Below are 24,733 nucleotides of genomic sequence, written 5' to 3'. Positions count from 1 at the left end.
ATGCCGCAAATCAAACAGCTATTTGATAACAACTCTAAGTGGTCGGAAGAAATTAAATCTGAACGACCGGAATATTTTGCCAAGCTTGCGAAAGGACAAAAGCCTGATTTTCTCTGGATAGGTTGCTCTGATAGCCGCGTTCCAGCAGAACGATTAACTGGACTATTTTCTGGAGAGTTATTCGTCCACCGCAACGTTGCGAATCTTGTGATTCATACCGACCTCAACTGCCTTTCTGTGGTTCAATATGCTGTCGATGTGCTAAAGATTGAGCACATTATCATCTGTGGTCACTACGGATGTGGTGGGGTAAATGCCGCAATCGACAACCCTAAACTGGGTTTGATTAATAACTGGCTGCTACATATTCGCGATATTTACTTCAAACATCGCCACTACTTAGATCAGATGCCTGAATCGGATAAAGCCGATAAATTGTCCGAACTAAACGTTGCTGAGCAAGTATATAACTTGGGTAATTCAACCATTATGCAAAATGCTTGGGAGCGTGGTCAGGAAGTGGAAATTCATGGTGTGGTTTATGGTATTGAAGATGGTCGCTTAGAATATCTCGGCATCCGTTCTCACTCGGCAGAAACGGTCGAAGCTTCGTATCAGAAGGCTTTGGATAAAATCCTCAACCCTGAATATAAGCTACTGTGTCGATAGTCTCGTCGTAAAGACAAGGCTCATAGTAAAAACCCATCGTAATACGATGGGTTTTTTAATCGAACAAAGCGCGCAATTATTCCTGAGGAACAACCTTACCAATGAAAGGTAAATGGCGATATTTTTGTGCGTAATCAATACCCACACCAACCACAAACTCATCTGGGATTTCAAACCCTACCCACTTCACAGGCACATCAACTTCACGGCGAGAAGGTTTATCCAGTAGCGTGCAAATTTCTATCGATTTAGGCTCACGTAACGATAGGATTTCTTTCACTTTAGCTAGAGTATTGCCCGTATCGATAATATCTTCGACTAGCAGTACGTCTTTACCTTTGATGTCATCATCAAGGTCTTTCAAAATACGCACATCACGCGAGCTTTCCATGGTATTACCGTAGCTAGAAGCGGTCATAAAGTCGACTTGGTGAGTTAACTCTACTGCACGCGCTAAGTCCGCCATAAATACGAATGAGCCGCGTAGCAGCCCCACCATTACAAGATCTTCACTACCTTGATAGTGCTCGGTGATTTGCTGACCTAGTTCACGTACACGTTTCTGAACTTCCTGCTCAGAAATCATTACTTCTACTGTGTGTTTCATACCATTCTCGTTTGTCGTTGCAGCATTTAACTAAGCGTAGTTTAAACACTGGCGAAATTTTCAAGACGCGTAGTTTAACATTCCAGCAAGCGAAGAAAAAACCTTATGCCAAGAGTTTTCATAGAACCCCATTAACAACATGACCTTTCGCACGTTACTAACAAATGTGATTATTAAATATACTGAAATTATTGACCCATAGCATATGCACCATTACACTCATAAACGCAATATGCAATTAATAAAATAATTATTAGGGCAAAGCCCACACTACCCCCAGAAATCGTTCTCTCTCTTGGTCTGGCTCTGTTTGGTAAGCCGTCTGGATAGAGCTTATTAGTCCAGATGTATTGAACGCATGGAAGGTATCAACTCTATTGGCAAGGAATTAATAATGGACTCAATAGCAAAAAGACCTCGTACACGTCTTTCGCCCAAAAAGCGTAAACAGCAACTTATGGACATTTCACTTGAAGTGTTCGCTCGTCGAGGCATTGGTCGTGGTGGTCACGCAGATATTGCGGAAATCGCTCAGGTTTCTGTCGCGACAGTATTCAACTACTTCCCGACTCGTGAAGATTTGGTTGATGATGTGCTGAATTATGTCGTGCGCCAGTTCTCTAACTTCCTATCAGATAATATTGATCTCGATTTGCATGCAAAAGAGAACTTAGCCAACATAACGAGCGCTATGCTTGATTTGATCGCACAAGATTGCGACTGGTTAAGAGTTTGGTTTGAATGGAGTGCGTCTACGCGCGATGAGGTGTGGCCGCTGTTTGTTAGCACAAATCGCACCAATCAACTGCTGGTAAAAAACATGTTTATCAAGGCACAAGAGCGTGGCGAAGTGTGTGACGAACATGACTCTGAAGATCTTGCAACGCTGTTCCACGGTATTTGTTACTCACTGTTTGTTCAAGCAAACCGTAGTCGTGAGCATAGCGAACTCGTCAAGCTCGCAGATAGCTATCTAAATATGCTCTGCATCTACAAGACAGAACATCATTAAAATTCAACACCACTCGTTACCTCTGCTGTATGTAACGAGTTTTGTTTAAGCATTTTGCTTAGATAATAAAAAACCGCTGCAATGCAGCGGTTTTCTTTATTTGGCTCTAAGAAGAATTACTTTTTCTTCTTCACAGCTTTCTTGTTTGGCAGGTCAGTAATTGAACCTTCAAATACTTCAGCAGCAAGACCAACAGACTCGTGTAGCGTTGGGTGAGCGTGGATAGTAAGTGCGATATCTTCCGCATCACAACCCATCTCGATCGCTAGACCGATTTCACCTAGCAGTTCACCACCGTTAGTACCCACGATAGCACCACCGATAACACGATGAGTCTCTTTGTCGAAGATTAGCTTAGTCATACCGTCTGCACAGTCAGATGCGATTGCACGACCTGATGCTGCCCATGGGAATGTCGCAACTTCGTACTTGATGCCTTCTGCTTTTGCTTCTTTCTCAGTCTTACCAACCCATGCAACTTCTGGCTCAGTGTAAGCGATTGAAGGAATTACTTTAGGATCGAAGTAGTGCTTCTTACCAGAAATAACTTCAGCCGCTACGTGACCTTCATGCACACCTTTGTGCGCAAGCATTGGTTGACCAACGATATCACCGATAGCGAAGATGTGCGGTACGTTAGTACGCATTTGCTTATCAACGTTGATAAAGCCACGCTCATCCACTTCGATACCTGCTTTTTCACCATCAATCAATAGACCGTTTGGTACGCGACCGATAGCCACTAGAACTGCATCGTAACGCTCAGCTTCTGCTGGTGCTTTCTTGCCTTCCATTGAAACGTAGATTCCATCTTCTTTCGCTTCAACTGCAGTTACTTTAGTTTCTAGCATCAGGTTGAATTTCTTCTCGATGCGTTTAGTAAACACTTTAACGATGTCTTTATCCGCTGCTGGGATAACTTGGTCAAACATCTCAACCACATCGACTTTCGAACCTAGAGAGTGGTAAACCGTACCCATTTCTAGACCGATGATACCACCACCCATGATAAGCAGTTTTTCTGGTACTTCTTTAAGCTCAAGCGCGTCTGTTGAATCCCAAATACGTGGGTCTTCATGTGGGATAAATGGCAGTTTAATTGGACGAGAACCCGCTGCAACGATTGCGTTATCAAAGTTAACGACTGTCGCTTCACCTTCACCCTCAACTAGGATTGAGTTAGGACCAGTGAACTTACCGTAGCCATTAACCACAGTTACGTTACGCATTTTCGCCATGCCAGCTAGACCACCAGTCAGCTGAGTCACTACTTTTTCTTTCCAAATACGGATTTTGCTGATGTCAGTTTGTGGCTCACCAAACACAACACCATGCTCAGCCATCGCTTTTGCTTCTTCGATAACTTTAGATACGTGCAATAGTGCTTTTGATGGGATACAACCTACGTTAAGACATACACCACCAAGAGTGCTGTAACGCTCAACTAGAACGGTCTCTAGACCTAAGTCTGCACAACGGAATGCAGCAGAGTAACCAGCAGGACCAGAACCAAGTACAACAACTTGGGCTTTAATTTCTTTGCTCATTTTGACCTCTTGTAGTCATTATCCCTAACAGGCTGAATAGGTATTGATGTTATGTGTTCAAACTTTTTTGCTTGTTTTAAACAGCTTTTCAGACCGTCAATATTTTACAGAGATGTTAACGATGTGAAAAGTAAATCAATTTAGCCTGTGAGCTAGACAGCAATTCGACCTTACATACTCACACAATAAGTGGGAATTTGGTCCAATTGTCAGGTAATAGTGTTAATGGAGGCGACAATCATGCCGCCTCTCGTTCGTCTTGTCTAAATTAAAGAACTAGACGACGGATGTCTGAAAGCGCACCGTTTAGGAAAGTGATGAAACGCGCACCTTCCGCACCATCGATCACACGGTGGTCGTATGATAGAGATAGTGGAAGTTGTAGGCGAGGTTCAAACTCTTTACCGTTCCATACAGGCTTCATTTCAGACTTAGACACACCAAGGATACCAACTTCTGGCGCATTTACGATTGGCGTAAATGCAGTACCGCCGATACCACCTAGGCTAGAGATAGTGAAACAGCCACCTTGCATATCAGCTGCAGTCAGTTTACCAGCACGTGCTTTCTTCGATACTTCAGCCAACTCACGAGATAGCTCGTAGATACCTTTCTTGTTCACGTCTTTAAATACAGGAACAACTAGACCGTTTGGTGTATCTACTGCGATACCGATGTTCACGTATTTCTTCAGAATTAGGCTCTCGCCGTCTTCTGATAGAGAAGAGTTGAACGCTGGGAATGCTTCTAGTGCTTTCGCTGCCGCTTTCATGATGAACACAAGTGGCGTGATCTTCATACCAGTGTCGTTCTTCGCTTCAATCGCGTTTTGCTCTTTACGGAACGCTTCTAGCTCAGTGATATCTGCGTTATCCCATTGAGTAACGTGTGGGATCATCACCCAGTTACGGTGCAGGTTCGCGCCAGAGATCTTCTTAATGCGAGATAGAGGCTGAACTTCTGTTTCACCAAACTTGCTGAAGTCAACTTTTGGCCATGGTAGTAGACCAAGAGCGCTGCCGTCACCTTTACCAGATGCTGCGGCACCAGACTCAAGACGCTTAAGTGCTTCTTTCACGTAGTTTTGAACGTCTTCTTTCAGAATACGGCTCTTACGACCAGAACCTTTAACCTTAGAAAGGTTAACGCCAAATTCACGCGCTAGACGACGAACCACTGGAGAAGCATGAGCGTACTCATTGTTCTCTTGGAAGTCGTTTGATGCAGGTGCTGCTGCCGGAGCTTCAGCTTTTGGACGGTCCGCCGCAGCGGCTGGTGCTGCCGCTTGTACTACTGGAGCTGCTGCCACTGGAGCCGCAACTGCCACAGGAGTCCCTGCGACTTCAAATACCATGATGAGTGAGCCAGTTGACACTTTGTCGCCAGCTGCAATCTTGATCTCTTTAACGGTACCAGCAAATGGTGCTGGTACTTCCATTGAAGCTTTGTCGCCTTCAACAGTGATTAGAGATTGCTCTTCTTCTACTGTATCGCCAACTGCAACCATGATTTCGGTTACTTCAACTTCGTCGCCGCCGATATCTGGAACGTTTACTTCTTTAGAAGACGCCGCTACTGGAGCCGCTGCAGGTGCTGCTTCTGCTACAACAGGAGCCGCTACTGCGCCTGAACCTGCTGTTTCAAATACCATGATTAGTGAACCAGTCGATACTTTATCGCCAGCAGCTACTTTGATCTCTTTTAGTACGCCAGCGAATGGGGCTGGAACTTCCATAGAAGCTTTATCGCCTTCTACAGTGATTAGAGATTGTTCTTCTTCGATGCTGTCGCCGATCGCTACCATGATTTCAGTAACTTCAACTTCATCACCGCCGATATCTGGAACATGAACTTCTTTAAGCTCGTTTGCTACAGATGCCGCAGGCGCTGCCGCTGCTGCTTGAGGAGCTGATACAGGAGCCGCTTCAGCGGCACCTTCAGCAGGAGAGCCTGCCTCTTCAAAAATCATGATTAGAGAACCGGTAGAAACCTTGTCGCCTTCTGCAACTTTGATTTCTTTCACGATACCAGCTTGAGAAGCTGGAACTTCCATAGAAGCCTTGTCGCCTTCTACAGTGATTAGAGACTGCTCTTCTTCAACCTTGTCGCCAACGCTTACAAGAATCTCAGTAACTTCAACCTCATCCGCACCGATGTCTGGTACATTAATTTCGATTGCCATTGCTTATCTACCTTTTACTTAAGCGTTGTCTTATGCGTATAGCGGGTTAGTTTTTTCAGTGTCGATGTCGAATTTCTTAATCGCTTCAACAACGACTGATTTCTCAACTTCACCACGTTTCATTAGTTCAGTTAGGGCTGCAACTACGACGTAACCAGCATTCACTTCAAAGTGACGACGTAGGTTGTCGCGGCTGTCTGAGCGACCAAAACCGTCAGTACCCAGTACTTTGTAAGACTCAGCAGGAACGAACGCACGTACTTGCTCTGCGTAGTTCTTCATGTAGTCAGTCGCTGCGATTGCAGGCTCTTTACCAAGTACAGTTGTGATGTAAGGTACTTTCGCTTCCGCTTCTGGGTGAAGCATGTTGAAGCGCTCTGCATCTTGACCGTCACGAGTTAGTTCGTTGAATGATGTTACTGAGTAAACATCAGACGCTACGCCGTAATCTTCGCTTAGGATTTGAGCTGCTTTACGTACTTCATTCATGATAGTACCAGAGCTCATTAGCTGAACTTTTGCATTTGAACCTGCGTAAGTTTCTAGCTTGTAAATACCCTTACGGATGCCTTCTTCAGCGCCTTCTGGCATTGCTGGCATTGCGTAGTTTTCGTTCATTAGCGTTAGGTAGTAGAACACGTTCTCTTGGTTCTCACCGTACATGCGACGGATACCGTCTTGCATGATAACTGCTAGTTCGTATGCGAATGTTGGGTCGTAAGAAATACAGTTAGGAACCGTACCCGCCATGATGTGCGAGTGACCATCTTCGTGCTGTAGACCTTCACCGTTTAGCGTTGTACGACCTGCTGTAGCGCCAAGTAGGAAACCACGAGCTTGTTGGTCACCAGCCATCCATGCCATATCACCTACACGTTGGAAACCAAACATTGAGTAGTAGATGTAGAATGGAATCATTGGCAGGTTGTTCGTGCTGTAAGAAGTTGCAGCCGCGACCCAAGATGCCATTGAGCCTAGCTCGTTGATACCTTCTTGTAGAACTTGACCAGAAGTTGCTTCTTTGTAGTAAGAGACTACGCCGCGGTCTTCTGGAGTATATTCTTGACCGTGTGGGTTGTAGATACCGATCTGGCGGAATAGACCTTCCATACCAAACGTACGTGCTTCATCACAGATGATAGGAACGATGTTCTTACCAATTTGCTTATCTTTAAGCAGGATGTTTAGGGTACGTACGTAAGCCATCGTGGTTGAAATTTCACGCTTTTGCTCACCAAGTAGAGGAGCAAACTCTTCCAGTGCAGGCACTTGGAACTCACTAGTGAACTTCGGTAGACGCTTAGGTGTGTAACCTAGTAGCGCTTGACGACGACCGTGTAGGTAGTTGTATTCAGGTGAACCTTCTTCCAATGTTAGATATGGAAGTTTCTTCATATCTTCATCTGAAATCAGATCTTGTAGACCTAGGCGATCACGTAGGTGTTGAACATGAGTCATGTCCATTTTCTTAACACCGTGCGCGATGTTCTTACCTTCCGCTGCTTCACCCATGCCGTAACCTTTGATGGTTTTCGCAAGGATTACCGTTGGTTTGCCTTGAGTCTCTTTCGCGTTATTGAATGCCGCGAATAGTTTAGATGAATCGTGACCACCACGCTTAAGGGCGAAGATCTCGTCATCAGTCATATCTGCTACAAGTGCCGCTGTTTCTGGGTACTTGCCAAAGAAGTGTTCACGTACGTAAGCACCATCTTTAGATTTGAACGTTTGGTAGTCACCATCGATAGTCTCGTTCATAAGCTGTAGTAGCTTACCTGAGGTATCTTTCGCTAGTAGTGAATCCCAGTTGTTACCCCAGATTACTTTTACTACGTTCCAACCTGCACCTTTGAATAGACCTTCAAGTTCTTGAATGATCTTACCGTTACCCATTACAGGACCGTCTAGACGCTGCAGGTTACAGTTGATTAGGAAGCAAAGGTTGTCTAGCTTCTCACGAGAAGCAAACGATAGTGCACCGCGTGATTCTGGCTCATCCATCTCACCGTCGCCAAGGAAAGCGTAAACACGTTGAGCTGAAGTATCTTTAAGACCACGGCCTTCTAGGTATTTTAGGAAACGAGCTTGGTAGATCGCAGAGATAGGACCAAGACCCATAGATACCGTAGGGAACTGCCAAAATTCAGGAAGTAGTTTAGGGTGTGGGTATGAAGGAACACCTTTACCATCCACTTCTTGACGGAAGTTGTCTAGTTGTTCTTCAGTTAGGCGACCTTCAACGAAAGCGCGAGAGTAGATCCCAGGAGAGATGTGACCTTGGTAGTAAACCAAGTCGCCGCCGTCTACGTCGTTCGCTGCGCGGAAGAAGTGGTTGAAACACACTTCGTAAAACGCTGCTGCTGACTGGTAAGAAGCCATGTGACCACCTAGGTCTAGGTCTTTCTTAGAAGCACGTAGAACGATCATGATTGCGTTCCAACGGATGATTGAACGAATACGACGCTCGAGCGTGGTGTCACCTGGGTAAGCCGGCTCTTGTGCGGCTGGAATCGTGTTGATGTAGTTAGTATTGATACCTGTTGGCATATCTACACCATCAAGACGTGCTTTCTCTAGAACGGTTTCTAGTAGAAATTGTGCACGCTCAACACCTTCTTCACGTACCACTGACTCAAGTGCTTCTAGCCAATCTTGAGTTTCCAGTGCATCTACGTCATGCTTCATATCAGACATGGCGATCTATCCTTCTGTTGGTTGGATCTACTGATTTAAGCAACAACTCTTATGAGTTGTTACCTTGCTGAATTCGACGCAGAGAGCGCTCTCGTCGAGACTCTTCACGAGTCAAATCCAACAATGTTTCTTCAATATAAGCCAAATGCGAATGTGACATCTCACGCGCCTTTTCAGGCTGACCAGATACTATCGCATCCACAATATTGGCTCGATGTTTACTCACTTTCTCTACCACTTCTTCGCGGCGATGTAGTAATTTTAAATTCTGTAGAATGTTCTGCTCGAGCAGTGGGGCAAGACTTCTAACGATATGCAACAGCACCACATTGTGGGCAGCTTCAGTTAGAGCAATAAGAAACTGCATAACCGCCGCAGATTCCGTTTCCACATTCTGCTTTTCCTGCTCTGCACTGATGTTCTCAAGTGCGGCTTGAATTCGAGCAAAATCTTCATCGGTACCACGCAAGGCTGCAAAGTAAGCGGAAATACCTTCCATCGCGTGGCGCGACTCCAGCAAGTCCAACTGAGTTTCAGAGTGGCTAGACAGTAAATTTAGCAGAGGATCTGAAAAACTTGTCCAAATCGTCTCACTAACAAACGTACCACCACCTTGACGGCGAGTTAGAAGACGTTTCGCTTCTAATCTCTGGATGGCTTCTCGAATCGAAGGACGAGAAACATCGAACTGTTTTGCCAGTTCTCGCTCAGGAGGCAGTTGCTGCCCCGGAGACAATGTTCCCTCTACAATCAGCCGCTCAAGTTCTTGTTCAATCACATCAGAGAGCTTGGGCTGTCGAATCCTTTGATAAGCCATACTTATACAGTTTTCTCTTTGCAGTTAATTGGTAATACCAATTTTCAATGGCGTAGAAATTAACATATTTGCGACGCAAGTTCCAGCCAAAAATTGACCTAAATCATAGAACAGGGTTAACAGCAACAAACCATTAACAATAGTTAAGAAATAAGGCAATGATATTGGTCTTACCAATTACAAAATATAAACAGGAGGGAGTAAGACGTGCTAGCGATCACGCTTTAATTGGTAAGTTTTATGGAAAAATGAAGATTTATTGAAAAATATAGAGTTATTTTGGAAAGAAAAGTAATACCACTTTTGCAACAATTGGACGTCAACAAGAAAAATTTCCCTTTATTTTATATAAAATTCAACGCTTTATATAAAATAAAACGTTGGGTTCATCGTTTTTATTTGGCCTCAATGGCATCAATCAGTAACTGCAGTGATTGATTACCTCTGAACTCGTTAACATCAAGTTTATAAGCTAGATGCACTGTTTTTACCGATGCATCCGGCCAACGACGTAGGTCTACATTAAAAGCAATGCCATCCAGCATAATGTTAGTCGGGTGACCTTTAAACAAAGGTTCCAGCATCAGTTTTAAGTGTTTTTCTCCGACTAATTTTTGATGCAGTACTTTAAACTCGCCGTCAAATACGGGCTCTGGAAATGCTTGCCCCCATGGCCCACCGGCTCGAAGCATTTGCGCAACGTGCATTGAAAACTCTTCCGGTTTTAGTTCGCCATCAGAAAGAATCACACCTTTTAGTGCCGCTTCATCCAATTCACACTTAACCGCCTCGTCAAACAGCTTGGCAAAACGTTCAAAGTTGTTCTCTTCAATCGATAGACCTGCCGCCATAGCATGACCACCAAACTTAATAATTAACCCCGGATTTTGAGTATCAATACGATCAAGCGTATCGCGCATATGCAAGCCGGGAATTGAACGACAAGATCCTTTAATCACGCCATCGCCACCATCAGCAAAGGCGATGACTGGACGATGGAACTTCTCTTTAATCCGTGATGCAAGAATACCTATTACCCCTTGGTGCCAATCCCTTTGAAACAAGACTAACCCGTAGGGTAATGCCGCATTTTCTCCAAACTGAAGGCGCTCACAAAATGCCATCGCTTCCTGCTTCATGCCCTCTTCGATCTCTTTGCGAGTTTGGTTCAAGCCATCCAACTCACTTGCCATACGACGCGCAGCATGAATATTGTTACTGAGCAGCAACTCAACGCCAAATGACATGTCATCCAAACGCCCTGCAGCATTAATTCGAGGACCAAGAGCAAAACCAAAATCAGAGGCAACTAAACGGCTGGCATCTTTTTTAGCCACTTCGATTAATGCTTGAATACCCGGGCGAGCCAACCCCGCACGGATACGTTGCAAACCTTGATGTACCAGAATACGGTTGTTTTCATCTAATGCGACGACATCAGCAACCGTGCCCAGCGCGACGAGATCGATCAGTTCCATCAATTTAGGCTCTGGTTTGCCTTGTTGTTGGAACCAACCCAAATTACGCATATGAACACACAGTGCCATCATCAGATAAAAAGCCACACCAACACCCGCTAGTGATTTAGAGGGAAAGGCACACTCTTGTAAGTTAGGGTTAACCATTGCATCAGCATTCGGTAGCTCAGAGCCTGGCAAATGGTGATCAGTCACTAAAACTTGTAAGCCCTTCTCTTTGGCATAACGCACTCCTTCAATTGAAGATACACCGTTATCGACAGTCATGATCACTTGAGCACCAAGTTCAATCGCCTGATCAACAACTTCTGGACTCAATCCATAGCCATCTTCAAAGCGATTAGGCACCAAGTAGTCAACATTACTACTGCCAAGCATGCGCAAAGCAAGAACCGACAACGCCGAACTGGTTGCACCGTCGGCATCAAAGTCTCCCACCACAATAATGCGCTGGTTGGTTTTTATTGCTTCAAACAGCAATTCCACCGCTAGCTGGATACCGTGCAATTTCTGAAATGAGTGCAGACCGCGAGCACCCGTTTCGAGTTGCTCAACAGAAGTAATACCACGCGACAAATAAATACGCTTGAGCAGTGGTGCTATGGTATCAGGCAGCAGTGATGTGTCTTGCTCAGGACGGCGTTGAATTTCTATCATATCAAAATAAAAATAGGCTCTATCGAGCCTATTTCCTTAGGTTATTTCTGTTCTAGTCGTTTCAGTAACTGCTCAGCGGGTAGATAGCCACCTACCATCTCACCACTCGGTAAGAAAATCGCTGGCGTGCCACTAATACCAAGTTCGCGACCTAACATATATTGCTTCTGGATAGTATCCTGACACTGAGCAAAGTTCTCACCTTTTGCCGGGAACTTACGGTTAACTTTACCATCATGCATCGCTGCTTGTTGATCGTCGGCACACCAGATAGAAGCCATTTGATCTGCAACACCGCCTACAGGTCCCTGACGAGGGAATGCCATATAGCGCACAGTAATGCCAAGATCGTTATAGTCTTGCATTTCATTGTGTAGTTTTACGCAATAGCCACAAGTGATGTCAGTAAATACCGTCACCACGTATTTTTCATCTTTCGCTTTAAACTCAATAGTTGAGTCTTTCATCGCCTCAATTTTAGCGGCATTAATTGGCGCTTGGCGCTGTGCAAGTACATCTTGATACTGACCATTTTGATCGAGCTTATAAAGCGTTCCTGCCAAGAAATACTGTCCATCTGGTGAAGCAAATAGAACTCCGCCGTTAGTTTGAATTTCAACCAAGCCGTTAATATCGGCAGGTACTACGTCGTCAACTTGTAGACCAAGTTTAGCAAAACGCTCTGTGAGCTCAGCTTTGTTAAAATCACTGTCAACACTCGCGCTTGCAAAAGAAGAGACTGCTAAAAATGGCAGTGCAAGTAATGTCATTCGGCGTAATACGCTCATTGTTTTCACCTTAAGTAGTTGCCAAAGCAAAGGCTTATGCCCTTGGGTGGTGTTCGCTATGAAGCTGCTTCAATCGCTCAGTTGCGACGTGAGTATAAATTTGTGTCGTCGACAAGTCACTATGTCCAAGCAACATCTGCACAACACGGAGATCTGCGCCATAGTTTAGCAAGTGCGTAGCAAAGGCGTGGCGCAAAACGTGAGGAGAGAGTAACTCGGTATCGATTCCCGCAATGACCGCATAGTACTTGATACGATGCCAAAACGTCTGACGGGTCATCTGTCGCGCACGTTTACTGGGGAAAACCACATCCGAGGTTTGCTCCCCAAGTAACTCAGACCGTCCTTGCTGCAGAAAAGTTTCAATCCACTCAATCGCGTTTTCACCCATTGGCACCAAACGCTCTTTACCACCTTTACCTGTGACGCGCACAACGCCTTGGCGTAAACTGATATTTTCCATGGTTAAACTCACCAACTCAGTCACACGCAGCCCAGTCGCGTAGAGCAACTCAAGCATTGCTTTGTCGCGTAACTCCATTGCATCATTTGGGTCCGGTGCATTAAGCAAAGCATCCACTTGTGTTTCAGTCAGATCTTTGGGCAGTCGTTTAGGCAACTTAGGGCTCACCAGCAACGCACTTGGATCGTCACTTCGAATCTTTTCTCGATGTAGATACTGAAACAGTCGTCGAATTGCCGACAACATTCTTGCTCGTGATGTTTGCTTGTAGTCTTGGTCAACTAACCAAGTTTGGTACTCCTGCAAACCAGATAAGCTAATAAAGTCGAGTCGATAATTGTGCTCTTGCATCCAAGCCAATAGCTTGACTAAATCGGTGCGGTAAGAAGAGAGCGTATTCTCTGAAAGACCACGTTCCATCCACATCGCATCCAGAAACTGTTCAACAATACCGTGATCGGGCGAGACAAATTCTGACACAATAACTCTCTAATTCTGGTGTTCTCTATTTATCGTTACTGTAAATGCATACAGCAAACAAAGCCATAAAAAACTCATTTTCCACCGATATTCACTGCAAAGCTGATCGTTTTATGGTTAGAATTCGCCAACCGCTCAATAACAAAGATACACAATGATGAAAATCGGTCTATTTTATGGTTCAACCACTTGCTACACCGAAATGGCAGCAGAGAAGATGCGCGCCATCATTGGTGAAGAGTTGGTCGACATTCACAATGTAAAAGAAACACCATTAGAAACAATGGCAGACTACGATCTGTTATTACTCGGGATCTCAACATGGGATTTCGGCGAAATCCAAGAAGATTGGCAAGCGATTTGGGAGACTATTGGCACGGTGTCACTACAAGGAAAAACCGTGGCACTGTTTGGTTTAGGCGATCAAGAAGGCTATGGAGAGTGGTACCTTGATGCAATGGGCCTTCTGCATGAGCAAGTCAAACTCGCGGGCGCAACGGTGATTGGTTACTGGCCGAACGATGAACAGTATCAGTTCGAAGCTTCTAAAGCGTTAACGGAAGATGGCAGCATGTTTGTTGGCTTAGCGCTTGATGAAGATTCACAATACGATCTCAGCGACGAGCGTATTGCTACTTGGATTGAGCAAGTGCTCACCGAATATCACGAATCTTTATAAGATTTAAAAACGCTTCACTGCGAGAGTCGGGAACGCTTGCGTTTTTAACCCAAGCTTCGAGAGTCGCGAGGAAACTCGCGACATAAAATCTCAACCTCTCGCATCCAAACTCTTCCCCTCTCACTTCTCACTTCTCACTTCTCACTTCTCACTTCTCACTTCTCAATTCTCAATTCTCAATTCTCAATTCTCAATTCTCAATTCTCAATTCTCAATTCTCAATTCTCAATTCTTAGCGCAGCGCATCTCTATATCTTGTCCAATCAAATACCAACCCCGGATCAGTCTTACGCAGCGGCGCAATATATTGGTGTCCAGTAATGCGTGGAATCGTAATCTGTGGATAGCGCATCATTAAGCTCTGTGTCAGTGTGGTGAGTGCTTGATATTGCTCATCGGTATAGGCGACATAGTCACTGCCTTCCATTTCAATCCCAATCGAATAATCATTGCAGCGCTCACGCCCAGCAAAACTGGAGGCACCCGCATGCCAAGCACGGTCAAGAAACGAGACAAATTGCACTATTTCACCATCACGGCGGATCAAACAGTGCGCTGACACCCCCATCGTGTGGATCACGCGGAAAAATGGATGCTCTTCAGGGTCAAGATTGCCAAGAAAAAACTGCTCAATGTATGGACCGCCAAACTGACCGGGTGGCAAGCTGATATTATGAATCACCAATAGCGAGATATCTTGCTTGTCGCTGCGCTGATCAAAAAAAGGCGACGGGACATGACGGGCTTGTTTGTACCAACCTTGAGAATCTATCATTGAGTGCTTTCTCACCATCCATAAACAGGGGTTAATTTTAACTTTTTGCCATTAAAATGCGAGATTAATGGCTGAATTTCACACGCAGTCAGCGTATCATGCCCTCCTCTGTTCAACTGCGTATTAGATTTGCGATGAAAAACACACACAACAGCCAAGAGCGTCTTGAATATTTGAAGCAACAACTGCCTTTAGAAATTACTCGAGCAGTCAGTGAAACGCTAAGAGAAGATTTAGGTGGCACACTGGATGCTGCAACCGACATTACCGCAAGTCTAATTCCTGCAGAGGCGCACAATGTAGCGACCATCATCACCCGCGAACACGGTGTCTTCTGTGGTCAAGCTTGGGCTGATGAAGTGTTTAAGCAGCTTGGCGGTGAAGTAACGATTGAATGGCATGTTCAAGATGGCGATAAAGTTGAGCCAAACCAAGTACTGTGCACGCTTTCTGGCCCTGCTCGTGCGTTATTAACCGGTGAGCGCAATGCCATGAACTTTATCCAGACGCTATCTGGCTGTGCCACTATCACTGCTGAGTATGCCAAACAACTTGAGGGAACCGAGTGTCGCCTGCTCGACACACGCAAAACCATTCCCGGCCTACGTAGTGCATTAAAGTATGCCGTGGCTTGTGGTGGTGGTTACAATCACCGTATCGGTGTATTTGATGCTTACCTGATTAAAGAGAACCATATCATTGCTTGTGGCGGCATCTCTCAAGCAATCAAAACCGCTCAAGAATTAAACCCTGGCAAACCGGTTGAAGTTGAAACAGAAAGCCTAGATGAGCTGCGTGAAGCAATTGAGGCGGGAGCTGACATCATTATGCTGGATAACTTTACCACGGATATGATGCGTGAGGCGGTGGCTATTAACGCTGGTCGTGCGGCACTAGAAAACTCTGGGAATGTCACCCTTGAAACGATTCGTGAATATGCAGAAACTGGGGTTGATTACATCTCAGTGGGTGCGTTAACGAAGCACCTGAAAGCCATGGATCTTTCCATGCGCTTTAAGTAGAGCAGGTTCTACGTTCGCTCAGGCTACTCTTGGGAGTAGCCTTTTTAATATCTTAAAAACAAGTCGATATTAGTTTATGCTCTATCATTACACTGCTTTGCCAAGGATCTGATAATGAAAAAATACCTCGCGGTAATTTTAGCGTTTCTCGCTCTATCTGGCTGCGCGACCTTTGATGAAGGTGTGAAATCTGTCGCTGACGATCTCAACCGTAAAGTGCACGGCGATTTTGACTAAACAGATCGCGTACTCTAGATAGTAAAACGCCCTCGATAAGAGGGCGTTGCTTATTTTAGAGCTTCCGTCTGAGTAACATCACCGCGATGGAAAGGAACACAATACTTGGCATTATCGCGCCAAAAGCCGGTGGAATGTTGTATACCAAACTTAATGGCCCGAAAAACTCACTAGAGATATAGAACGTAAATCCAGCCACCACGCCAGATAAAATCCGCGCGCCCATGGTCACACTTCGCAATGGACCAAAGATAAATGACAACGCCATCAACATCATCACAGCAATCGAAAATGGCTGCGTCACTTTACGCCAGAAAGCTAGCTCATAACGAGAAGCATCCTGCTCAGAGGCTTTCAAATAATCCACGTAATCATACAGACCACTTAAGGATAACTCTTCAGGTTTAACCGTCACGACGGCCAGCTTGTCCGGCTCCAATGATGTAGTCCAACGATACTCAGGCAACTGAGTTTTAGAAAGTTGTACATCGTTATCCATATTCGATACTTCAACATCTTTCATTACCCACTGGTTATCAGCCGAGTATTCAACCTCTTTAGCAAAAAATACTTTGGTTAGCTTCTTTTGCTCATCAAAGCGCCACATATTTAGGCCGTATAGTTTGTCGTCTTCAATCTTACCAATAAAGATAAAATCATTGGCATCACGTGCCCAGACACCCGTCCTCACTGACATAATCGCGCCGTTTGAAGTGGCAAATGCACGAAGGTCACGGGCCATTTTTTGCGCCTGAGGAGCCCCCCACTGACCAAGCAAGGTCACAATGATCATCAGAGGTACTGCGGTTTTCAACACAGATAGACCGATATCCAACTTAGAAAAGCCTGCCGCTTGCATCACCACGAGCTCTGAACTGGATGCTAACATTCCCAAACCAATCAACGCGCCAAGCAACGCTGCCATCGGGAAAAACATCTCGATATCGCGTGGAATACTGAGCAATACGAACAACAGCGCTTGCAATAGGTCATAGGTACCTTCGCCAACTTTACGCAACTGTTCTACATACTTGATGATGGCAGAAAGCCCGACAAAGGTAGCCAGTACCAATGAGGAGGTCGCAATAATCGTTCTACCGATGTAAAGGTCTAAAATCTTAAACACGACTTAGGCTGCCTTCTTTTTTTGTCTCAGTTTATCTTTAAAGCGTCGCACTGGAATACTATCCATTAAGTTGATCGCCACGGCGGTCACTAACAAAGCAAAGTTGATTGGCCACATCCCGATAAAGGACGGAATCGCGCCATCTTCTAACGCTGATTTCGTCGCACTAATTGCAAGGAAATAAGCCAAATAAATCAAGATTGCAGGTCCCATTTTCGCAAAGCGTCCTTGGCGAGGGTTCACCGCAGAAAGTGGCACAACTAACATTGTCAGCAATGGAATACAAACCACCAGTGAAATACGCCACTGCAATTCGGCTTGCGCTTTGGGATCCGGGTTTTTAAACAGATCCATGGTAGGAATCGCTTCCCAATCGCGACCTTTGCGTTTTACTTCACTTTGCCCGATAACGCCTTGGTACTGTTCAAACTGAGTCACCATATAATCAATGCGTGTTGGTACGCCTTCATAGCGAGTACCATCAAACATTCGAATGACTTGGCGCCCATCACTCAACTCTTTAACTTCACCTGACTGAGCAAAAGCGACACTTGGCAAAATAGAGTCTCTTGGGCGCATTTGAGCAACAAATACTCCCTCTAACTTGTCGTCATCAATGTCATCAATAAAGACAATCGATGAACCATCTGGTGTGCCTTGAAAGTGACCTTTTTTTAGTAGATCAACACTGTTTTCAGCTTGCATCTTTTCTTCAAGCTGAATGATCTTCTCTTGGCTATACGGTGACAACACAAAAGCGTTAAATCCCGCAGCTACACCAGTGATCACCGCCAAATAGAGCGCGGCACGAATAAGAAACTTATTACCAATACCCGTCGCGTTCATTACGGTAATTTCACTTTCCGCATACAGACGCCCAAAGGTAAGCAAGATCCCCAAGAACAGACTCAAAGGCAGCATTAGCAAGCCCATCGATGGCATACTCAAGCCAACGTAGTGCATCACTAATCCAGCTGGAATTTCACCATCAGAGGCCTCGGCCAAAACACGAATCAGTTTTTGGCTCAAAAACACCAGAAAGAGGATAAAGAATATCGCAAATTGGCTTTTGAGTGTCTCGCGGATCAAATATCTAACAATAATCACGCTGAAATTACCTATACAAAACTTGTTTTTTTAATTGAATCACTATAATTTCCCGTTGAACCCTTTATTTTTAAAAATTTCTAACTGAGTGTTAGCTTGCTTAATTTAAAGGTAGTTCCGTTTAAGGAATCAACAAGTAAGCAGGCATTATCTAACATTTAGTTCTATTTGTCTTCAGGATGTAGGAGTACGCATGGAGTTCAGTGTAAAAAGTGGTAGCCCTGAGAAACAACGCAGCGCTTGTATCGTCGTGGGCGTATTCGAGCCACGTCGCCTTTCTCCAGTTGCCGAACAACTAGATAAAATCAGCGATGGCTATATCAGCTCACTGCTTCGCCGCGGTGATTTAGAAGGTAAACCAGGTCAAATGTTGCTATTGCATCAAGTACCAGGTGTGCTTTCAGAGCGTGTATTGCTGGTTGGCTGTGGTAAAGAGCGCGAGCTTGGTGAACGTCAATATAAAGAAATCATTCAAAAAACAATCAACACGCTAAACGAAACTGGTTCAATGGAAGCGGTTTGCTTCTTAACAGAACTACACGTAAAAGGACGCGATACTTACTGGAAAGTGCGTCAAGCGGTTGAAGCGACTAAAGATGGTTTGTACACATTTGATCAGTTCAAAACCGTTAAACCGGAAACTCGTCGCCCACTTCGCAAGCTAGTGTTCAACGTACCAACTCGTCGTGAGCTTAACCTTGGTGAACGTGCGATTGCACACGGTCTTGCTGTTGCTTCAGGCGTAAAAGCATCCAAAGATCTTGGTAACATGCCACCAAACGTTGCTAACCCTGCTTACCTTGCCTCTCAAGCCCGTCGCCTTGCCGATGATTATGAGTCAATCACATCAAAAATCATTGGTGAGCAAGAGATGGAAAAACTGGGTATGACTTCATACCTAGCCGTTGGCCGTGGTTCTAAGAACGAGTCGATGATGTCAATCATCGAGTACAAAGGTAATCCAGATCCAGAAGCAAAACCGATTGTTCTTGTTGGTAAAGGCCTAACCTTCGACTCTGGCGGTATCTCAATTAAGCCAAGTGAAGGCATGGACGAGATGAAGTACGACATGTGTGGTGCGGCTTCCGTATTCGGCACCATGAAAGCACTGGCGAAACTGAATCTACCATTGAACGTTATCGGTGTACTCGCCGGTTGTGAAAACATGCCAGGCAGTAATGCTTATCGCCCAGGTGATATTCTAACGACGATGTCAGGTCAAACCGTTGAAGTGCTTAACACCGACGCAGAAGGTCGTTTGGTGCTTTGTGATGCACTCACCTACGTTGAACGTTTTGAACCAGATTGCGTGATTGATGTTGCAACACTCACTGGCGCATGTGTGATTGCTCTAGGTCATCACATCAGTGGTGTTCTATCAAACCACAACCCACTATCTCACGAGCTAGTCAATGCTTCAGAGCAAGCCAGTGACCGTGCGTGGCGTCTACCAATGGCTGACGAATACCACGAACAGCTAAAGAGCCCGTTTGCTGATATGGCAAACATCGGTGGTCGACCAGCAGGTACCATCACTGCGGGCTGCTTCCTATCTAAGTTTGCTAAGAAATATAACTGGGCACACATTGATATCGCAGGTACAGCTTGGAAGTCTGGCGCAGCAAAAGGCTCGACGGGTCGTCCGGTCTCAATGCTTGTCCAATTCCTGTTGAACCGCAGCGGCCAAGAGACAGAAGAATAATTTCTGTAAAATTAGAAAAAGGGCCGCAAGGCCCTTTTTTAATAGACTGACCAAACAAGGTGAGTCTCGATACTTTGGCAAGAGAGAGCGTGATGCAAACAGCCACTTTCTACATTGTAAAACCAGAAAGCCCGCAAGCAGTCTCGGCGGGGTTTGCCGCATATGCGGTATTTCTCAGCCAACACTTTGCCCGCCAAGGCGCTAAAGTTTATCTAAACTGCAATGATAAACATCATGCAGAAGCCATGGCAGAGCTATTTTGGCAAGTCGATGCAGATAAGTTTGTCGCGCATAATCTTGTTGGTGAAGGACCACGCTACGCCACCAATATCGAAATCGGTCATCAAGGGGTTAAACCCTCATGGAACCGTCAATTGGTAATTAATTTGGCGGAAAATGAGACAACCTTTGCGAACAAGTTTGCAGAGGTGGTAGACTTCGTTCCTTGCGAAGAAAAAGCTAAACAGCTCGCACGCGAAAGGTATAAAATCTACCGTCAAGCTGGCTACCAGCTACAAACGATCGAGATCGAACATCCGTAACGGTCAATCCTTATAGTTAAGCTCTCCTTCCAGAGAGTTCACTTATAAGAATTGACCATGATTAACCAGAACCAGTCCTCGAAATAGTTGGGCTTAGAGCAAGGCAACCAGTGAGTAAACTCATGAGCATACATAAGTATGTGATTGAGCTTTATGAATGCAGTTAACGCCGCTATCAGCCCAAATATGATGAGGAGAAAGAGCGCTATGGAAAAAACATACAACCCAACTTCAATCGAACAAGCTCTGTATCAGACTTGGGAAGAGCAAGGCTACTTCAAGCCACACGGTGACACGACTAAAGAAGCTTACAGCATCATGATCCCGCCACCGAACGTCACTGGTAGCCTACATATGGGCCACGCGTTCCAAGACACGATCATGGATACTCTTATCCGTTGTGAGCGTATGAAGGGTAAAAACACCCTTTGGCAAGTGGGTACTGACCACGCTGGTATCGCCACTCAGATGGTTGTTGAGCGTAAGATCGCAGCTGAAGAAGGCAAAACCAAACACGATTACGGTCGTGAAGCTTTCATCGACAAAATCTGGGAATGGAAAGGCGAATCTGGCGGTACTATCACTAAGCAGTTGCGCCGTCTTGGTGCATCAGTAGACTGGGATCGTGAGCGCTTTACGATGGATGACGGTCTATCAAATGCCGTGCAAGAAGTATTCGTACGCCTTTACCAAGACGACCTTATCTACCGTGGTAAGCGTCTAGTTAACTGGGACCCTAAACTGCACACCGCTATCTCTGATCTTGAAGTCGAGAACAAAGATACTAAAGGCCACATGTGGCACTTCCGCTACCCGCTAGCAGACGGCGTGAAAACAGCTGATGGCAAAGACTACATCGTGGTTGCAACCACGCGTCCTGAAACCATGCTTGGCGATACTGGTGTTGCAGTTAACCCTGAAGACCCTCGCTACAAAGATCTAATTGGTAAAGAAATTATTCTTCCTCTGGTTGATCGTCGCATCCTTATCGTGGGCGATGAGCACGCAGATATGGAAAAAGGTACTGGCTGTGTGAAAATCACACCTGCGCACGACTTCAACGACTACGAAGTGGGTAAACGCCACCAGCTACCAATGATCAACATTCTGACTTTCGATGCCAACATCCGTGATGCAGCTGAAGTATTCAATACTAACGGCGAAGCGTCTGATGTTTACGGTACTGAACTACCTGCGAAATACCACGGTATGGAGCGTTTTGCTGCGCGTAAAGCAATCGTGGCTGAATTTGATGAGCTAGGTCTACTTGAAGAAGTGAAAGATCACGACCTACAAGTCCCTTACGGCGACCGTGGCGGCGTGGTTATTGAACCAATGCTAACAGACCAATGGTACGTACGTACTGCACCGCTAGCGAAAACAGCCGTTGAAGCGGTTGAAAACGGCGATATCCAATTCGTACCTAAGCAATACGAAAACATGTACTTCTCTTGGATGCGTGACGTTCAAGACTGGTGTATCTCTCGTCAGCTATGGTGGGGTCACCGCATCCCGGCATGGTACGACAACCAAGGCAATGTTTACGTAGGTCGCAGTGAAGACGAAGTTCGTCAAAACAATAACCTAGAGTCAGTTATCGAACTACACCAAGACGAAGATGTACTGGATACATGGTTCTCTTCTGCACTTTGGACATTTGGTACACAAGGCTGGCCAGAGCAAACTGATGATCTGAAAGTATTCCACCCTTCAGACGTGCTAGTAACTGGCTTTGACATCATCTTCTTCTGGGTTGCGCGCATGATCATGATGACCATGCACTTCGTTAAAGACGAAAACGGCAAACCACAAGTACCATTCAAAACGGTTTACGTTACTGGTCTTATCCGTGACGAAAACGGCGACAAGATGTCTAAGTCAAAAGGTAACGTGCTTGACCCAATCGATATGATCGATGGTATCGACCTTGAGTCTCTAGTTGAAAAACGCTGTGGCAACATGATGCAGCCTCAACTAGCAGCGAAGATCGAGAAGAACACGCGTAAGACATTTGAAAACGGTATCGAAGCCTACGGTACAGACGCGCTGCGCTTTACACTTGCTGCGATGGCATCAACGGGTCGTGATATCAACTGGGATATGAAGCGTCTTGAAGGTTACCGCAACTTCTGTAACAAACTATGGAACGCAAGCCGTTACGTAATGATGAACACAGAAGAGCAAGATTGTGGCTTCAACGGTGGTGAGATTGAATACTCACTAGCGGACAAATGGATCGAGTCTCAGTTTGAACTAGCAGCGAAATCGTTCAACAACCATATCGACAACTTCCGTCTAGATATGGCTGCAAACACGCTATATGAGTTCATCTGGAACCAATTCTGTGACTGGTACCTAGAGCTAACTAAACCGGTTCTATGGAAAGGCACTGAAGCACAACAACGTGGTACTCGTCGCACGCTAATCACGGTACTTGAGAAGACGCTACGTCTAGCTCACCCAGTGATCCCTTACATCACCGAAACTATCTGGCAAAGCATCAAGCCACTAGTAGAAGGTGTTGAAGGCGAGACCATCATGCTACAAGCACTACCTCAATACGACGAAGCGAACTTCAACCAAGAAGCGCTAGACGATATCGAGTGGGTAAAAGCGTTCATCACAAGCATCCGTAACCTACGAGCAGAATACGACATCAACCCAGGTAAACCTCTGGAAGTGATGCTGAAAGCTGACGAGAAAGATGCTGCGCGCCTTGAAGCGAACAAGCAAGTACTGATGTCTCTAGCGAAACTAGAATCGGTACGCGTGCTAGCAGCAGGTGAAGAAACACCAGCGTGTGCAACTGCACTAGTAGCTAAGTCTGAGCTAATGATCCCAATGGCGGGTCTGATCGACAAAGATGCAGAGCTTGCTCGTCTTGATGGCGAAATCAAGAAGACGCACGGCGAGATCAAACGTCTAGAAGGTAAACTAGGCAACCAAGGTTTCGTTGCTAAAGCACCTGAAGCGGTTGTTGCGCAAGAGCGTGAAAAGCTAGTTGGCTACCAAGAGACACTAGCGAAACTTGAAGAGCAAAAAGCGACTATTGCTGCACTGTAGTTTAAGCGAACGCACAACAGAAAGACCGGTCTGATGACCGGTCTTTTTTTATCTCAGATACAGAAAATATCACACCACTCGATTTTGCTGCTCACCATCCATATAAGCGCGAATATTATCCATCAAAATATGGGTTAATTTTTCAATTGCCGAATCGCTTCCCCAAGCAATATGAGGCGTGAATAATAAGTTAGGCAAGTGACTATTGGCTAGTAACGGATTGCTCTCGTCGGCAGGCTCTTGGCTAAAGACATCCACACCTGCACCACCAATCTGTCGCGCTTTCAACGCATCAACTAATGCCTGCTCATTGACTAAGCCACCCCGTCCGGTATTAATCACCAATGCGTTCGGTTTCATCTTAGCCAACTCGTTGGCTCCAATCAGATCACAGGTCTCTTCAGTAAGCGGGCAATGTAAGGTGACGACATCCGATAGCATCAGCACCCGCTCAAAAGGTAAATACCCCTCTCGACAACGACTCACTCCTTTGCGTTCGGCAAAAATCACATTCATCCCTAACGCTTTAGCTAAAGTGGCTGTCGCCTGTCCGAGTTCACCACTGCCAATCACACCAAGCGTTGAACCGACGATGTCGCCAATAGGATGAGTGAAAAAACAAAACTGCTGTTTACGCTGCCATTCTCCAGCAGCAATATCTCTATGGTAGCCAATCAAGTTGCGTCTTAACGCAAACATCAACCCGATAACATGCTCAGGTACTGATTGAGTAGCGTAGCCGCGTACATTTGCCACAGCAATTCCAGCCTCACGGCAGTAATCGATATCTACGTTGTTATAGCCTGTCGCTGAAACCGCGATTAACTCTAAATTAGGCAGTAGAGAGAGGGTGCTCCGTTCCAGCACGACTTTGTTGGTAATAACGATTTGCGCGTTACTCAAGCGTTCAACCACTTGGTGTTGCTCGGTGCTATCGTACTCCACCCATTGGTGATCAAAGGGTAAATGGGGAAATTCTATATGAGAAGGAATGGTCGAACGATCAAGAAAGACAACAGTAGGCAGTGACATAAATTTCTCCTTAGTTCACTGCCCATAATCCAACCTACGTGAAAGTAATTGGCG

Annotated in this window: 20 protein-coding genes; 8 read left to right on the top strand and 12 right to left on the bottom strand. The window is 45.5% G+C overall.

What is annotated here, in order from left to right:
• The gene (can, locus tag GZK95_RS02270; protein ID WP_075709839.1) at positions 1-669 is read left to right on the top strand and encodes a carbonate dehydratase; all 669 of its coding nucleotides are present in this window, start codon (positions 1-3) and stop codon (positions 667-669) included.
• Positions 670-745: 76 nt separating this feature from the next.
• Here can and hpt read toward each other — a convergent pair whose 3' ends face one another.
• Entirely contained in the window at positions 746-1,276 is a 531-nt protein-coding gene (gene hpt, locus GZK95_RS02265) for a hypoxanthine phosphoribosyltransferase (RefSeq protein ID WP_075709838.1), read from the bottom strand.
• A gap of 394 nt (positions 1,277-1,670) precedes the next feature.
• Here hpt and GZK95_RS02260 point away from each other — a divergent pair, with 394 nt between their 5' ends.
• A complete protein-coding gene (locus tag GZK95_RS02260; RefSeq protein WP_075709837.1) occupies positions 1,671-2,288 on the top strand; it encodes a LuxR/HapR/OpaR family quorum-sensing transcriptional regulator in 618 nt (205 codons plus the stop codon).
• Positions 2,289-2,404: 116 nt separating this feature from the next.
• Here GZK95_RS02260 and lpdA read toward each other — a convergent pair whose 3' ends face one another.
• From lpdA to xerD, 7 genes are all read right to left on the bottom strand, one after another.
• Positions 2,405-3,835: a dihydrolipoyl dehydrogenase gene (gene lpdA / locus GZK95_RS02255; RefSeq protein WP_075709836.1), complete on the bottom strand. Its 1,431-nt coding sequence runs from the start codon at positions 3,833-3,835 to the stop codon at positions 2,405-2,407.
• Positions 3,836-4,103: 268 nt separating this feature from the next.
• Positions 4,104-6,017 carry a pyruvate dehydrogenase complex dihydrolipoyllysine-residue acetyltransferase gene (gene aceF, locus GZK95_RS02250; protein WP_075712814.1) on the bottom strand — a complete coding sequence of 638 codons (1,914 nt, stop codon included), beginning with the start codon at positions 6,015-6,017 and terminating at the stop codon, positions 4,104-4,106.
• Positions 6,018-6,047: 30 nt separating this feature from the next.
• On the bottom strand, positions 6,048-8,711 hold the full coding sequence (aceE, locus tag GZK95_RS02245) for a pyruvate dehydrogenase (acetyl-transferring), homodimeric type (protein ID WP_075709834.1): 2,664 nt from the start codon (positions 8,709-8,711) through the stop codon (positions 6,048-6,050).
• 49 nt (positions 8,712-8,760) lie between these two features.
• Positions 8,761-9,528 (bottom strand): pyruvate dehydrogenase complex transcriptional repressor PdhR, encoded by a 768-nt coding sequence (pdhR, locus tag GZK95_RS02240; protein ID WP_075709833.1) that lies wholly within the window; start codon positions 9,526-9,528, stop codon positions 8,761-8,763.
• Positions 9,529-9,923: 395 nt separating this feature from the next.
• Complete coding sequence (recJ, locus tag GZK95_RS02235; RefSeq protein WP_075716286.1) at positions 9,924-11,663, bottom strand: single-stranded-DNA-specific exonuclease RecJ; 1,740 nt, start codon at positions 11,661-11,663, stop codon at positions 9,924-9,926.
• A gap of 41 nt (positions 11,664-11,704) precedes the next feature.
• Positions 11,705-12,451 (bottom strand): bifunctional protein-disulfide isomerase/oxidoreductase DsbC, encoded by a 747-nt coding sequence (gene dsbC / locus GZK95_RS02230; protein ID WP_075709831.1) that lies wholly within the window; start codon positions 12,449-12,451, stop codon positions 11,705-11,707.
• Between the two features lie 34 nt (positions 12,452-12,485).
• Positions 12,486-13,394, bottom strand: a complete 909-nt coding sequence (gene xerD, locus GZK95_RS02225; RefSeq protein WP_075716287.1) for a site-specific tyrosine recombinase XerD — start codon at positions 13,392-13,394, stop codon at positions 12,486-12,488.
• A 157-nt stretch (positions 13,395-13,551) separates the two neighbouring features.
• Here xerD and fldB point away from each other — a divergent pair, with 157 nt between their 5' ends.
• Positions 13,552-14,073, top strand: a complete 522-nt coding sequence (fldB, locus tag GZK95_RS02220; protein ID WP_075716295.1) for a flavodoxin FldB — start codon at positions 13,552-13,554, stop codon at positions 14,071-14,073.
• Between the two features lie 232 nt (positions 14,074-14,305).
• Here the strand turns inward: fldB and ampD are convergent, their stop codons facing one another.
• On the bottom strand, positions 14,306-14,848 hold the full coding sequence (gene ampD, locus GZK95_RS02215; protein WP_075716288.1) for a 1,6-anhydro-N-acetylmuramyl-L-alanine amidase AmpD: 543 nt from the start codon (positions 14,846-14,848) through the stop codon (positions 14,306-14,308).
• Positions 14,849-14,982: 134 nt separating this feature from the next.
• Here ampD and nadC point away from each other — a divergent pair, with 134 nt between their 5' ends.
• Together nadC and GZK95_RS02205 are read left to right on the top strand one after the other, a co-directional pair.
• Positions 14,983-15,870 (top strand): carboxylating nicotinate-nucleotide diphosphorylase, encoded by an 888-nt coding sequence (nadC, locus tag GZK95_RS02210; RefSeq protein ID WP_075709828.1) that lies wholly within the window; start codon positions 14,983-14,985, stop codon positions 15,868-15,870.
• A gap of 114 nt (positions 15,871-15,984) precedes the next feature.
• Positions 15,985-16,107 (top strand): lipoprotein, encoded by a 123-nt coding sequence (locus tag GZK95_RS02205; RefSeq protein WP_161987191.1) that lies wholly within the window; start codon positions 15,985-15,987, stop codon positions 16,105-16,107.
• 55 nt (positions 16,108-16,162) lie between these two features.
• Here GZK95_RS02205 and lptG read toward each other — a convergent pair whose 3' ends face one another.
• Positions 16,163-17,233 carry an LPS export ABC transporter permease LptG gene (lptG, locus tag GZK95_RS02200; protein WP_075709827.1) on the bottom strand — a complete coding sequence of 357 codons (1,071 nt, stop codon included), beginning with the start codon at positions 17,231-17,233 and terminating at the stop codon, positions 16,163-16,165.
• A gap of 3 nt (positions 17,234-17,236) precedes the next feature.
• On the bottom strand, positions 17,237-18,340 hold the full coding sequence (lptF, locus tag GZK95_RS02195; protein ID WP_075709826.1) for an LPS export ABC transporter permease LptF: 1,104 nt from the start codon (positions 18,338-18,340) through the stop codon (positions 17,237-17,239).
• A 193-nt stretch (positions 18,341-18,533) separates the two neighbouring features.
• Here lptF and pepA point away from each other — a divergent pair, with 193 nt between their 5' ends.
• From pepA to GZK95_RS02180, 3 genes are all read left to right on the top strand, one after another.
• The gene (gene pepA / locus GZK95_RS02190) at positions 18,534-20,042 is read left to right on the top strand and encodes a leucyl aminopeptidase (RefSeq protein WP_075716289.1); all 1,509 of its coding nucleotides are present in this window, start codon (positions 18,534-18,536) and stop codon (positions 20,040-20,042) included.
• Positions 20,043-20,134: 92 nt separating this feature from the next.
• Complete coding sequence (locus GZK95_RS02185) at positions 20,135-20,584, top strand: DNA polymerase III subunit chi (RefSeq protein ID WP_075716290.1); 450 nt, start codon at positions 20,135-20,137, stop codon at positions 20,582-20,584.
• A gap of 207 nt (positions 20,585-20,791) precedes the next feature.
• Positions 20,792-23,647: a valine--tRNA ligase gene (locus GZK95_RS02180; protein ID WP_075716291.1), complete on the top strand. Its 2,856-nt coding sequence runs from the start codon at positions 20,792-20,794 to the stop codon at positions 23,645-23,647.
• A gap of 69 nt (positions 23,648-23,716) precedes the next feature.
• Here the strand turns inward: GZK95_RS02180 and GZK95_RS02175 are convergent, their stop codons facing one another.
• Positions 23,717-24,679 (bottom strand): D-2-hydroxyacid dehydrogenase, encoded by a 963-nt coding sequence (locus GZK95_RS02175; protein WP_075716292.1) that lies wholly within the window; start codon positions 24,677-24,679, stop codon positions 23,717-23,719.
• Positions 24,680-24,733 lie beyond the last annotated feature (54 nt).

The sequence above is a fragment of the Vibrio panuliri genome (assembly GCF_009938205.1).
In the GTDB taxonomy this organism is placed as follows: Bacteria; Pseudomonadota; Gammaproteobacteria; order Enterobacterales; family Vibrionaceae; genus Vibrio; species Vibrio panuliri.
This window is presented reverse-complemented; position numbering and strand designations above follow the sequence as displayed.